This is a genomic window from Streptomyces niger, from assembly GCF_000718305.1.
Taxonomy (GTDB): Bacteria; Actinomycetota; Actinomycetes; order Streptomycetales; family Streptomycetaceae; genus Streptomyces; species Streptomyces niger.
Genome location: NZ_JOFQ01000009.1, coordinates 1 through 13,329, shown reverse-complemented (window position 1 = coordinate 13,329; position 13,329 = coordinate 1). Strand labels below are relative to the sequence as shown.

The following is a 13,329-nucleotide window of genomic DNA, read 5'->3' as shown; positions in this document are numbered from 1 at the left end:
ACAGCATGGAAAACGTTCTGCATCCCATCGAATCCCACGCTGCGCTGCAGCAGCCGGAGTGGGCCGACCCGCTCCAGGTGCAGCGGGTCAGGGAGACCCTGGAGGCCCGGCCGCCGCTCGCCAGACCCGACGACATCCGGACGCTGCGTGCCCTGCTCGCCCGGGTCGCTGCCGGCGAGGCGATGATGGTGCAGGCCGGGGACTGCGCCGAGGACGTGAACGAGCACACGCCGGGCTACGTGGCCCGCAAGGCCGCGCTCCTCGACCTGCTGGCGGGCACGCTGCGCATGACCACACACAAGCCGGTCCTCAGGGTGGGGCGGATCGCGGGTCAGTTCGCCAAGCCCCGTTCCCGGCCCACGGAGCGGATCGACGGGGTGGAGCTGCCTTCGTACCGCGGCGACATGGTGAACGGCCCCGAACCGGACGCCGAGAGCCGGCGCCCCGACCCGTTGCGCATCCTGGCCGGATACATGGCCGCCAACGACATCGTGGAACACCTGGGGTGGAAGGGCCGGGCCGAGGGTCAGGGCGTCGAGGCACCGGTGTGGACCAGCCACGAAGCCCTGCTGCTCGACTACGAAGTACCGATGCTGCGCCGGGACGGGCACGGCGGCAGCTACCTCGGCTCCACGCACCTGCCGTGGATCGGAGAGCGGACCCGGCAAGTGGAGGGCGCTCACGTCGCCCTGCTCGCCCAGGTGTTCAATCCGGTGGCCTGCAAGGTCGGCCCCGGCATGACGCCCGAGGAGTTGCTGGCCCTGTGCGAGCGGCTCGACCCCGACCGGGACCCCGGTCGGCTCACGCTGATCGCCCGGATGGGCGCCGACCTGGTCGCCGACCGGCTGCCGCCGCTCGTCGAGGCGGTCCGCGCCGCCGGCCACCCGGTGATCTGGCTGACCGACCCGATGCACGGCAACACCGTCTCCGCCCCCTGCGGCCACAAGACCCGCATGGTGGCGACGGTCGTGCGCGAGGTGTGTGACTTCCAGCTCGCCGTACGTGCCGGCGGCGGGGTAGCCGGCGGCCTGCACCTGGAGACCACGCCGGACGACGTCACCGAGTGCGCCGCCGACCAGGCAGCCCTCGCACGCGTCGGGGAGACGTACACCAGCCGCTGCGACCCGCGGCTGAACCCGCGGCAGGCCGTCGACGTGGTCTCGGCCTGGCGCGGCTGAACCCGTCCCGACATCAGAAGCTGGAGGTCAGGGCTTATGCCCGGCATACCGCCCATCACGCCCTACGCACTGCCCACCGCGGGCGAGCTGCCCGCCAACACCGCCGACTGGTCCATCGACCCGGACCGCGCGGTCCTGCTCGTCCACGACATGCAGCGGTACTTCCTCAAGCCGTTCCCCGACACCGTGCGCGACCCCCTCGTGGCCAACGCGGAGCTGGTACGGGAGCGGTGCACCGCACACGGCGTCCCCGTGGCCTACACCGCCCAGCCCGGTGGCATGGACGACCGGGAGCGCGGTCTCCTGAAGGACTTCTGGGGCCCGGGGATGCGCCCGGACCCCGCCGACCGCGAGGTCGTCGACGCGCTGGCCCCCGAGCCGGCCGACTGGCGGCTCACCAAGTGGCGCTACAGCGCCTTCTTCCGCTCCGACCTGCTGGAGCGGATGCGGGCCGCCGGCCGCGACCAGCTGATCGTGTGCGGCGTCTACGCACACGTCGGTGTGCTGATGTCGGCCGTCGAGGCGTTCACCCACGACATCCAGCCCTTCCTCGTCGCCGACGCCGTCGCCGACTTCTCGGCGGAGTACCACCACTTGGCGCTCCGATACGCCGCCGAGCGCTGCGCCATGGTCCTCACCGCCAAGGAGGTCCTGGCGTGAGCGCGGCAGCCTTCTCGTCGCCGAGCCCCGACGAGCCGGTGGAAGGGCTCCTCGACCGGATCCTGAGCGCGGCACCGGGCCCGTTCGCCGTGCTGCACCGCCCGGAGACGACCGGCCCCGGGCTGTTGGACGTCCTGGTCGGCGAGGTGTCGCAGCCTTCGTCCCTGGCAGGGATCCCGCTGCCGGACGGCCCGGTGGCGCCCGGGAGCGGCGGCCCCCGGCACGAGGTGCTGACGGTCATCCCCTACCGGCAGGTCGCCGAGCGCGGTTTCGCCGCCCCCGACGATGGAGCGCCACTGATCGCACTGACCGTCACGGGGCAGGAGACCGTCCGCGTCGAGGACGCGGTCGCGCGCATCCCCGACCTGCCGACCGAACTGCACGGCGCCCACTTCGACGTGGACGACCAGGAGTACGCGGCCACCGTGCGCAGGGTTCTCACCGAGGCCATCGGCGAGGGCGAGGGCGCCAACTTCGTCCTCAAGCGCTCGTTCGTGGCCGACATCGCCGACTTCGGACCGCGCCGGGCCCTGGCCCTCTTCCGGCGGCTGCTGGACCGGGAGAGCGGGGCGTACTGGACGTTCGTCGTGCACACCGGCGACCGCACCTTCGTCGGCGCCTCACCCGAACGGCACATCAGTCTCCACGACGGCCTCGCCGTGATGAACCCGATCAGCGGCACCTACCGCTATCCGCCGTCCGGCCCCGAACTGCCCGGGATCATGAGTTTCCTCGCCGACCGCAAGGAGACCGACGAGCTGTACATGGTGGTCGACGAGGAACTGAAGATGATGGCCCAGATCTGCCCCGAGGGCGGCCGGGTCGTCGGCCCCTACCTGAAGGAAATGGGCAGCGTCGCGCACACCGAGTACTTCATCGAGGGCCACACCGACCGGGACGTGCGCGACGTCCTGCGGGAGACGCTCTTCGCGCCGACGGTCACCGGGAGCCCACTGGAGAGCGCCTGCCGGGTCATCGAGCGCTACGAACCGCAAGGGCGCGGCTACTACAGCGGGGTCGCCGCCCTGATCAGCCGCGACGAGCACGGCGCGCGCTCGCTGGACTCGGCCATTTTGATCCGCACCGCGGACATCTCGGCCGCGGGCCGGCTGCGTATCGGAGTCGGCGCCACGCTGGTACGCCACTCCGATCCGGCGGCCGAGGCGGCCGAGACCCGGGCCAAGGCCGCCGGTCTGATCGCCGCCCTGGAGGTGCCCGCCGTCACCCGTTTCGCGGAACACCCCACCGTTCGTGCCGCGCTGGGCAGCAGGAACGAGACGATCGCGGACTTCTGGCTGAGCGACGTCGGGCAGCGTCGGCGACCGGTACCCGGTCTCGCCGGCCGCGAGGTCCTCGTCGTCGACGCCGAGGACACCTTCACCGCCATGATCGCCGGACAGTTGCGTTCGCTGGGCCTCGCGGTGACCGTGCGGCGGTTCGACGAGGCGTACTCCTTCGACGGTTACGACCTGGTGGTCATGGGGCCGGGGCCGGGCGACCCGAACGCGGCGGACCACCCGAAGATGGCGCACCTGCGGACCGCGGTCGACACCCTGTTGCGCGACCGGCGGCCCTTCCTCGCCGTCTGCCTCAGCCATCAGGCACTCAGCCTCCGGCTCGGCTTCCCGCTGCGCCGCAAGGACGTACCCAACCAGGGCGTGCAGAAGGAGATCGACCTGTTCGGCAGCCCGGAACGGGTCGGCTTCTACAACACCTTCGCGGCGGTGAGCCACGCCGACCGTGCCGAGGTGGACGGGGTCGGCGTGGTGGAGGTGAGCCGGGACCCGGCGACCGGCGAGGTGCACGCGCTGCGCGGGCCGCACTTCACCTCCTTGCAGTTCCACCCCGAGTCGGTGTTCACCCAGGAAGGGCCGCGGATCGTGGCGCGCGCGGTCCAGGACGTCCTGTCGCTGCCGGACGCGCCCGACCTGCCGCAACAACACGTCACCGCGTGAGCCCCGCCCACTTCCGTACCCGCCCAGTTGGAGAGAGCACATGCACAAGTACGTCGTCGTGGACGCCTTCGGCGGGGAACCGCTGCGCGGCAACCCGGTGGCCGTCTTCTTCGATGCGGACGACATCCCCGCCGAGCGGATGCAGCGCATCGCCCGGGAGATGAACCTCTCCGAGACCACCTTCGTGCTCGCGCCGGAGCGGGACGGAGACGCTCGGATCCGCATCTTCACCCCGGTGAACGAGCTGCCCTTCGCCGGGCACCCGATGCTCGGCACGGCCATCGCGCTGGGCGCCGGGACCGACCGGGACAAGCTGCTCCTGGAGACCCGGATGGGCACCATCCCTTTCGAACTCGACCGCAAGGACGGCGAAGTGGTGGCCGCGCGGATGCAGCAGCCGATCCCCACGTGGGAGCCGTTCGCCCGGGCCGACGAGCTTCTGGCGGCCCTCGGCGTACGCGAGTCGACCCTGCCGGTCGAGATCTACCGCAACGGCCCCCGGCACGTCTTCGTCGGCCTCGACAGCATCGATGCGCTGTCGCGGCTCCACCCCGACCACCGGGCTCTCGCCGCGTTCCCCGACATGGCGACCAACTGCTTCGCGGGGGCGGGCAGCCAGTGGCGCAGCCGGATGTTCTCGCCCGCGTACGGCGTGGTCGAGGACGCGGCCACCGGCTCGGCCGCCGGACCGCTCGCCCTGCACCTCAGCCGGCACGGCCGCATCCCGTACGGGCAGCCCGTGGACATCCTCCAGGGCGTGGAGATCGGCCGACCCTCGCTGATGCTGGCGCGCGCCGAGGGCTCGGGCGACCGCTTCACCTCCGTGGAGGTCGGCGGCGCCGGTGCCCTGTTCGCCCGCGGCACGGCGCTGGTCTGACCGGCGCGGCACGCAACCCACGACAGCCACGACAACGGAGACAGCAATGAGTTCAGGCAGGTCGGAAACGCTCACCGGCACCATCGACATCTCCTTTCCCGAGTACGACGCGCCACCGCCGGGCCCCGCGGAGTTGGTGCGCGACTGGTGGGCCACGGCAGCACGCCTCAAGGTGCGGGAGCCCAAGGCACTGGCGCTCGCCACCGCGGACAAGCGGGGACGCCCGTCGACCCGGATCGTCGCGGTGAACGAGATCACGGACGACGGGATCGTCTTCGCCACGCACCTGAACAGTCAGAAGGGCCGCGAGCTCACCGAGAACCCGTGGGCGTCGGGCGTCCTGTACTGGCGGGAGACCAGCCAGCAGATCAGTGTCAGCGGCAGGGTGGAGCTGCTGGGCCCCGACGTCGCCGAGGCCAAGTGGCGGGAGCGGCCGCTCTTCACGCACCCGGCATCGGTGACGTCGCGGCAGAGCGAGGAGCTGCTCGACATGGCGGCGTTCCAGGCGGCGGTCGACCGACTCGCCGACGCCGGGCCGCAGCCGCGCCCGGAGAGCTACGTGGCCTACCTGCTGCGCTTCGACGGTGTGGAGTTCTGGGCCAACGGCGAGAACCGTGTGCACCAGCGCCTGCGGTACGACCGGGACGGCGAAGGATGGTCGGTGCGCCGCCTCCAGCCCTGAGCTCCTCCCCGGGCCCTGCCACAGCCATGCGCCGTACCGCTGCCAGCGGTACGGCGCTTCGCACTGTCGAACGTCAACGAACGGCCGCACGCCGCTGCGACGGCGGCCGGCAGCGACTTGACATAGTGCCGTCCCGGCCGTCGCCGCGCCTCGGCCCCTCGCGCACAATTCTCAAAGTGAGCGAAAGGCAAGAGAGCACCGAGGAAACCGACGCGGGAGAACCGCAAAAGATCGCGGCCGCCTATATCGCGGCCTGGCGTGGAAAAGAATTCGACACTCTCCGGGCGCTACTGGCCGAAGAATTCGAATACGTGGGGCCGTTGGCCCGGCTCGACAGTCCGGAGGCGTGCCGGGAATCGCTGGAACGCATGTCGCCGGTGACGACGGACCTCGCCGTCGAGCAGGTCTTCGTCTCCGGAGCCGACGTGGTGACGTGGTTCACCCTGCATACCACCATCGCCCCACCCACTCCCGTCGCGAACTGGATCCACGTCGAGGACGGAAAGATCAACAGGATTCGAGCGGTCTACGACCCGCGCGCCCTGCTTTCCGACTGACCCGTACCGGCCGCACGAGCCGGCGCACACCAGAAAGGACGCATTCCGATGACCGCTGAGCGTGAGAGAGCCAAGGAGCCGGAGGATCTGGCGCGGCTGTGGGTCGAGCGGGCCAACGAGGCCGACGCCGAAGGCATGGCGGCCCTGTACGAACCCGACGCGATCATGGCATTCCCGATCGGCCGGGAGCACGTCGGCCGCGACGCGATACAGAAGGCGTTCGAGGGGATGCTGGCGAACTTCTCCTACTTCCCCATGGAGGAGTCGCTGCCCACGCTGCGCCTCGGCGACCTCGCCCTGACATCGAGCGTCCCGCAGGACAACAGCCGGGGCCGCTACCAGGTGGCCCGGCGGCAACCGGACGGCACGTGGCTGCGCGTCCTGCACTCGTCCGGCTACTTCGGCGAGCCCACCTGACACCCACCAGCGATGGCTGGCACCCCCCGGAAAGGAACCCGTGCGATGAGCGCACACGCTGTGCCTGCCGATGCCTACACGACAGGACTGCTGAGCAAGGACCTGCCCACCGAACTGGAGCGGCTCCAGCTACTGGAGAAGACCTACGACCCCGGAACGGTGCAGGCGCTCGGCCGACTGCCGATGCGGGCGGACTGGCGGTGCCTGGAAGTGGGCGCCGGCGCCGGATCCATCGCGTACTGGCTCGCCGACCGGGTGCCCGACGGCTCGGTGCTCGCGGTGGACATCGACCCCCGCTTCATCGACGCCGACCGCGCGCCGCAGCTGGAGGTGCGGGGGTCGGACATCACCACCGACGACTTTCCGGCCGGCTCCTTCGACCTGATCCACGCCCGCGCCGTGTTCATGCACCTGCCGCAGCGCACGGAAATGATCGAGCGGGCGATGCAGTGGCTCGCGCCCGGCGGCTGGCTGGTGCTGGAGGACGTCCACTTCCTGCCCGCGGCCGACTCTCCGTACCCGGCGTGGCAGGAGGTGCACGGCGCCTACCTGACGGCGCTCGCGCAGCAGGGCATCGACCTGTCCTGGGCGCGACGGCTCCCCGCGGAGCTGGCAGCGGCCGGCTGCGAGGCGGTGGACGTCTCGGTCACACCGGGCGGCCTCGGCGTCGACGAGGTCCAGGACCAGCTCCTGGGCATCCGGCTGATCCAGAGCGGTCCGCGGTTGGTCGAGGCCGGCCTGGTGACCGCCGAACAGATAGCGGCGGCGCAGCGCCTGGTGGAAAGCGGCCCGGCCCCCGACCTCTCGACATTCGTCTACTCCGCCTGGGGAAGAAAGCCCGCCGGGCCCGCCCAGTAGACACCTTCCCGATTTTCGACGCCGTTGCCGACGTCGAAGTAATTCCCCCCATCCCAGCCCTCACGGCGGTGTTGAAAAAATGAGTTCTACGCAGACAAAGAACAGTACGGATGATTCCGCGACGTCCGCGGTGAAGAAGGTGTCGGCCACGGCGATCGCCTGGCTCGCGTTCACGACGATGTTCGTGATCGGAACGGACACCTTCCTCGTCGCGCCGATGCTGCCCACGCTGTCCCGCAGTTTCGACATCTCCACCGGCATGTCGGGGTGGATGGTCAGCGCGTACGCCCTCGGCTTCGCCCTCTTCGCGCTGGTGGCCGGTCCCCTCTCGGACGGCAGGAACCGGCGCAGCGTCCTCCTCCTCGGCTTCGCCGGATTCACGATCGCGACCGCGCTCTGCGGAGTCGCGCCGGGCTTCTGGGGCATGATCGTGTTCCGGGTGCTGGCCGGTATGTCGGCGGCCCTGGTCACCCCGCAGCTGTGGGCGTCCATCCCGGTCCTGGTGCCGGGCGACGCCATCGTGAAGACCATGGGCCTGGCGGGCGCCGGCATGTCCATCTCGCAGGTGGTCGGCGTCCCGATCGGCGGCTGGCTGGCGTCCAGCTCCTGGCACGTGCCGTTCTTCGCGGTCGCCGGGCTCTCCGCCGTCGTCTGGCTCGTACTGTTCCGGGTCTTCCCCTCGGTGCCTGCGGCGCCCTCGGCCGGCGGTGGATTCTTCTCGGTGTACGCGGGGCTGTTCCGCTCCCGGACGTTCACCTGGTACCTGGTGGGCTACCTCGCCTACCAGACCGGTGTGTTCGAGACCATCTCGTTCATCGGGTCCTGGCTGGCCAAGGACTTCGGGCTCGGCGTCACCGCGATCGGCGCCGCGATGATGGCGCTGGGTGTCGGCATGGCGATCACCTCGATCTTCGGCAACCACCTCATCAAGCGGCTGGGTGAGGAGCGCACGCTCGCCTACGCCTTCGTGGCCCTCATCGTGATCTACGGTGCCGTGCCGTTCGCCCCGAACCTGGCCACGGCGATCGTCGGCCTGGCCCTCGGCTCCGCCGTGCTCGGCCTGAACTACCCGATCTTCATGGCCATGCTGCTGTCGCAGACCACCGCCGCACGCGGCACGGTCTCCTCGCTCGCGACGACCGCGCTGTACGTCGGCACCACGATCGGCGGCTTCGTGGGCGGCATCCTGCTCACCGAGTTCGACGGTTTCCACGGAGTCTCCGGATTCACCGTGGCGGCCCTCGTGATCGCCGCGCTCGTCTTCACGGCATCCGGAGCCTTCCGGGCCAAGAAGGCGGAGCCCGCGGCCGCCTGACCGGCACCCGGGGGCCGGCCGCGCAGAATCCCCCGCAACGCGACGGCCGAGCCGAGGCCCGGGTACCGCACAGGCCACCGCCCGTGGCCGTGGCGCTCCCTCCGACCGGAGGAGTGCCACGGCCACGGGCTCGTGGGGCATCAGGGGGCGCGCCACGAGCCGGGACAACTCATCGATCCGATGGACCAGGGGGAATCCATGAACGGTGCCGCACGGCACGGAGCAGACGCGTGCCGGCCGGCGGACGACGCGCTGTCGGCCTTGTGCGCCCCGCTGTTCGCCTCGCTGCCCCGCAGCGACCAGCGAGAGCGGTTCGTGAAGTACGTCGAGGGGCTGCTCGTCACCGAGGGGCGCCGGTCCTTCCGGAACATGGCGGCCTGCCTCGGCGGCGGACCCACCTTGGAACAGCGCCTGCACCATTTCGTCAGCTGCTCCACCTGGGACTGGATGCCGGTCCGGCGTGCCCTCACCACCCAAGTGACCGCCGCGACGCCACCCGACGCGTGGGTGCTGCGCCCCCTGCTCGCGCCGAAGGAGGGCAGCAGCACCGTCGGCGTCCACCGCCGGCACGTCCCCGACGTCGGCCACCTGCTCAACGTGCAGTACGCCGTCGGCCTGTGGGCCGTGTGCGACAGGCGGTGCCACCCCGTCAACTGGCGACTGCTGCTGCCCCGTACCTGGACGGCGGACCCGACACGGCGGGCCCGGACGTCGATCCCCGAGGGGGACCACCCGGAGTCCCCGACGGAGTGCGCGACGGCGGCCTGCTTCGACCTGCTGGCCGGTGCGCGGGACCCGCTGCCCGGCGCGCCGGTGGTGGTGGCCGTGGAGGACATCGACGCGTTCTCGGTCATTCGACAACTGCGCGCCGCCCGGCTGCCGTTCCTCGTCCGGGTCGAGCCCGGCGACGTGCCCACCGTCCCGGGCGCCGGCCGGGCCGCTCCGGTACGCGTGCGCCTGCCCGACCGCCGCGCTGACGAGGTGTCCGGCGCGGGCGACCTGCTCCTCTTCCACCGGAGTACGGGCGCAGAGCCTTGGCCGGACGAGGTCTGGCTCACCGATCTGGTGGACGCCGATCCCGCGGAGTTGGCGGGCCTGGCGGCGTCGGCGCGCGCGGTGGACGCGTCCTTCGCGCGCGTCACCGACCCGCTCGGAGCGCGGGATTTCACAGGCCGCACCTTCGACGGCTGGAACCGTCACATGACGCTCGTCTCCGTGGCCCACACAGCGCGGACGGCGACCGACTCATCACCACGCTTATGACAGAGTCCTCGCTCGTTTCTGGTGTCAGTGATCGAGCGTGACTAGCGTCGGGGCAGTCGCGATCGGACACCGGGCAGCGTCCGCCGCGATGCCCGTGCCCCCACGCCCCGGGGCGAGCCGCGTACCAGCGGGATACCTCCCGTACGTCGCCCCCTGCTGCCGCGGCCACCTCGCGCGTGGCCGCCCACCGCTTCCACTGGTTCCACTGGTTCCACTGGTTCCACCGGCCCAAGGAGTGCCATGTCCCGTCGTCTGTTCACCTCTGAGTCCGTTACCGAGGGCCATCCCGACAAGATCGCTGACCAGATCAGCGACACCGTGCTGGACGCACTGCTGCGGGCGGACCCCGCCGCCCGGGTCGCCGTGGAGACGCTGATCACCACCGGCCTCGTCCACGTGGCCGGCGAGGTCACCACGACGGCGTACGCGGACATCGCGAGCCTCGTCCGGGCGAAGATCGTGGAGATCGGCTACGACTCGTCGGCGAAAGGCTTCGACGGCGCCTCGTGCGGCATATCGGTGTCCCTCGGCGCCCAGTCGCCGGACATCGCGCAGGGCGTCGACACCGCGTACGAGCAGCGGGTGGCGGGTGAGACGGACGAGCTGGACCGGCAGGGCGCCGGCGATCAGGGGCTGATGTTCGGCTACGCCACCGACGAGACGCCCGAGCTGATGCCGCTGCCGATCCACCTCGCGCACCGGCTGTCCCGCCGCCTCACCGAGGTCCGCAAGGACGGCACGCTCCCCTACCTGCGTCCGGACGGGAAGACCCAGGTCACCATCGAGTACGACGGCGACCGCGCGGTCCGCCTGGACACGGTCGTCGTCTCTTCCCAGCACGCGCCGGACGTCGACCTGGAAACGCTCCTCGCCCCCGGCATCCGCGAGCACGTCGTCGAGCACGAGCTCGGTGCGCTGGCCGGCGCGGGCATCAAGCTGGACACCGAGGGCTACCGGCTTCTGGTGAACCCGACGGGCCGGTTCGAGATCGGTGGTCCGATGGGTGACGCGGGCCTGACCGGCAGGAAGATCATCATCGATACGTACGGCGGCATGGCCCGGCACGGCGGCGGCGCCTTCTCCGGCAAGGACCCGTCCAAGGTGGACCGCTCCGCCGCGTACGCCATGCGCTGGGTCGCCAAGAACGTCGTCGCGGCCGGACTGGCCACCCGCTGTGAGGTGCAGGTCGCGTACGCGATCGGCAGGGCCGCGCCGGTGGGCCTCTTCGTGGAGACCTTCGGCACCGCGACCGTGCCGCAGGAGCGCATCGAGAAGGCCATCGCCGAGGTCTTCGACCTGCGCCCGGCCGCGATCATCCGCGACCTGGACCTGCTGCGCCCCATCTACGCCCGGACCTCGGCGTACGGCCACTTCGGCCGCGAGCACGCGGACTTCACCTGGGAGCGCACCGACCGCGCCGCCGCGCTGCGCACCGCCGCGGGGGTCTGACGTGCGGATCGCCGTCACCGGGTCGGTCGCCACCGACCACCTCATGACCTTCCCCGGCCGCATCAGCGACCAGTTGCTGGCCGACAAGCTGGACCGCATCTCGCTGTCCTTCCTCGTCGACACGCTAGAGATCCGGGACGGCGGCGTCGCCGCCAACATCACCTACGGCCTGGCCCGCCTCGGCCACCGCCCCCTCCTCGTCGCGGCGGTCGGCGCGGACTTCCACGACGGAGCCCGCCGCCTCGCCGACCTCGGCGTGGACACCGCCGGGATCCACATGTCCGCCACCCGGCACACGGCCCGCTTCCTGTGCACCACGGACCCCGACGGCAACCAGCTCGCCTCCTTCTACGCCGGCGCGATGGCCGAGGCACCCGACATCGATCTCGCCGGCGTCCTCGCACCGCGTGGCGGTGCCGACCTGGTGCTGATCGGGGCCGACGCCCCGCCCGCGATGCTCCGCCACACCCGGGCCTGCCGCACCCTGGACATCCCCTACGCCGCCGACCCGGCCCAGCAGCTGGCCCGACTCGAAGGCGCCGAGATCCGGGAACTCGTCGACGGCGCCACCCTGTTGTTCACCAACGAGTACGAGCACGAACTGCTGCTGCGGAAGACCGGATGGACCCACGACGAAGTGCTGCACCGGGTCGGTACGTGGGTCACCACACTCGGTGAGAAGGGCAGCCGCATCGAGCGCCGGGCAGAACCGGCGGTGGACGTGCCGGCCGTCCCGACGGACGTCATCGCCGACCCGACCGGTGTCGGCGACGCCTTCCGCGCCGGCTACCTGTCCTCCCTCGCCGCGGGGCGCGACGCCGTGCACTGTGCCCGGACCGGGTCGGTGATGGCCTCGCTCGCCCTGGCTGCCGTGGGGACACAGACGTACACCGCCACCCCCGAGCGCGTACGGGAGCTGTGCGACGCCGCCTACGCGGCTGATGCCGACCCGGCGCCGGCCCTGCCCGGGAAGGAACCGACTCGCCGATGACCGTCCTTTCGCTGCCCGCCGCCCGCCCGGACCCGGCCGAACTGATCGCGGCCGGACACCGCTCCTACTCCTTCGAGTTCTTCCCGCCCAGGACGGACCGGGGCGAACAGGTGCTGTGGCAGGCCCTGCGCCGCATCGAGGCCGTCGATCCGGCCTTCGTCTCCGTGACCTACGGAGCGGGCGGCTCCTCACGGGAGCGGACCACCGACCTGACCCAACGCATCGCGGAGCACACCACCCTGCGCCCGGTCGCGCATCTCACCGCCGTCGGCCACTCGACAGCGGAGCTCCGCCGGATCATCGGCCGCTACGCCGACGCCGGCATCCGCGACGTGCTGGCACTGCGCGGCGATCCGCCCGGCGATCCCCGCGGGCCCTGGGTCCGGCATCCGGACGGTCTCGACCACGCGGCGGACCTGGTCCGGCTGGTGCGCGAGCTGGGTGACTTCAGCATCGGGGTCGCCGCCTTCCCCGAGCGGCACCCCCGCTCCCCCGACTGGGACAGCGACATCCGTCACTTCGTCGCCAAGTGCCGGGCGGGCGCGGACTACGCCATCACGCAGATGTTCTTCCACGCGGAGGACTACTTCCGGTTGCGCGACCGCCTGGCCGCCGCCGGCTGCGACACCCCGGTCATCCCGGAGATCATGCCTGCCACCCGGTACGACCAGATCACCCGCTTCGCAGAACTGAGTGACGCGACCTTCCCGCAGGCTCTCGCCCACCGCCTGCGAGCCGCGCAGCACGACCCCGCCGAGTGCCACCGCATCGGGGTCGACCACGCCACCGAGCTGGCTCAGCACCTCCTCGACGAGGGCGCACCCGGCCTGCACTACATCACCCTCAACCACTCCACTGCGGCACTCGACATCCACCGCCGACTCACCCTGCCCGACCACCGGTGAACACGGTCACCGCGCCCCAACGCCCGGGCGCTGCGGCCGTGTTGGAGACCATTCACCCATGACGCCACCACGCACCTCGCCCTGCATCGACTTCTTGCCCCCGCTCCTCCCCCGCGGCCTCGTGTGGACCGAAATGGACCAGCGGGCCGTCGATACCGTCCGCGTTCTGGCAGCAGATGCCGTGCAGAAGGTCGGTAACGGCCACCCGGGCACGGCCATGAG

14 protein-coding genes are annotated in these 13,329 nt (G+C 71.3%); all 14 read left to right on the top strand.

Annotated features, from left to right (window positions below; all coding sequences use genetic code 11):
* The first annotated feature begins 5 nt into the window (after positions 1 to 5).
* Positions 6 to 1,178: a 3-deoxy-7-phosphoheptulonate synthase gene (locus tag IF20_RS19335; RefSeq protein WP_052866505.1), complete on the top strand. Its 1,173-nt coding sequence runs from the start codon at positions 6 to 8 to the stop codon at positions 1,176 to 1,178.
* 36 nt (positions 1,179 to 1,214) lie between these two features.
* Positions 1,215 to 1,838, top strand: coding sequence for an isochorismatase family protein (locus tag IF20_RS19330; RefSeq protein WP_052866504.1), 624 nt, complete (start codon positions 1,215 to 1,217; stop codon positions 1,836 to 1,838).
* Positions 1,835 to 3,793 carry an anthranilate synthase family protein gene (locus IF20_RS19325; RefSeq protein ID WP_324605580.1) on the top strand — a complete coding sequence of 653 codons (1,959 nt, stop codon included), beginning with the start codon at positions 1,835 to 1,837 and terminating at the stop codon, positions 3,791 to 3,793. The genes IF20_RS19330 and IF20_RS19325 overlap by 4 nt, the downstream gene beginning before the upstream one ends.
* Before the next feature lie 40 nt (positions 3,794 to 3,833).
* Positions 3,834 to 4,670, top strand: coding sequence for a PhzF family phenazine biosynthesis isomerase (locus IF20_RS19320; protein ID WP_052866503.1), 837 nt, complete (start codon positions 3,834 to 3,836; stop codon positions 4,668 to 4,670).
* Positions 4,671 to 4,716: 46 nt separating this feature from the next.
* On the top strand, positions 4,717 to 5,352 hold the full coding sequence (gene phzG / locus IF20_RS19315; RefSeq protein ID WP_052866502.1) for a phenazine biosynthesis FMN-dependent oxidase PhzG: 636 nt from the start codon (positions 4,717 to 4,719) through the stop codon (positions 5,350 to 5,352).
* Positions 5,353 to 5,528: 176 nt separating this feature from the next.
* Entirely contained in the window at positions 5,529 to 5,909 is a 381-nt protein-coding gene (locus tag IF20_RS37955; RefSeq protein WP_199896659.1) for a nuclear transport factor 2 family protein, read from the top strand.
* A gap of 48 nt (positions 5,910 to 5,957) precedes the next feature.
* Positions 5,958 to 6,326, top strand: a complete 369-nt coding sequence (locus IF20_RS19305) for a YybH family protein (RefSeq protein ID WP_052866500.1) — start codon at positions 5,958 to 5,960, stop codon at positions 6,324 to 6,326.
* Positions 6,327 to 6,371: 45 nt separating this feature from the next.
* Positions 6,372 to 7,184, top strand: a complete 813-nt coding sequence (locus IF20_RS19300) for a class I SAM-dependent methyltransferase (RefSeq protein ID WP_052866499.1) — start codon at positions 6,372 to 6,374, stop codon at positions 7,182 to 7,184.
* A 79-nt stretch (positions 7,185 to 7,263) separates the two neighbouring features.
* Positions 7,264 to 8,499, top strand: coding sequence for an MFS transporter (locus IF20_RS19295; protein WP_052866498.1), 1,236 nt, complete (start codon positions 7,264 to 7,266; stop codon positions 8,497 to 8,499).
* 198 nt (positions 8,500 to 8,697) lie between these two features.
* A complete protein-coding gene (locus IF20_RS19290) occupies positions 8,698 to 9,762 on the top strand; it encodes an IS701 family transposase (RefSeq protein WP_110944356.1) in 1,065 nt (354 codons plus the stop codon).
* Positions 9,763 to 10,002: 240 nt separating this feature from the next.
* A complete protein-coding gene (metK, locus tag IF20_RS19285) occupies positions 10,003 to 11,211 on the top strand; it encodes a methionine adenosyltransferase (protein ID WP_052866496.1) in 1,209 nt (402 codons plus the stop codon).
* A 1-nt stretch (position 11,212) separates the two neighbouring features.
* Positions 11,213 to 12,202 (top strand): carbohydrate kinase family protein, encoded by a 990-nt coding sequence (locus tag IF20_RS19280; protein ID WP_052866495.1) that lies wholly within the window; start codon positions 11,213 to 11,215, stop codon positions 12,200 to 12,202.
* Positions 12,199 to 13,107 carry a methylenetetrahydrofolate reductase [NAD(P)H] gene (metF, locus tag IF20_RS19275; RefSeq protein ID WP_052866494.1) on the top strand — a complete coding sequence of 303 codons (909 nt, stop codon included), beginning with the start codon at positions 12,199 to 12,201 and terminating at the stop codon, positions 13,105 to 13,107. The genes IF20_RS19280 and metF overlap by 4 nt, the downstream gene beginning before the upstream one ends.
* Before the next feature lie 58 nt (positions 13,108 to 13,165).
* A partial coding sequence (locus IF20_RS40720) for a hypothetical protein (protein ID WP_324605583.1) occupies positions 13,166 to 13,329 on the top strand: 164 nt, incomplete at its 3' end.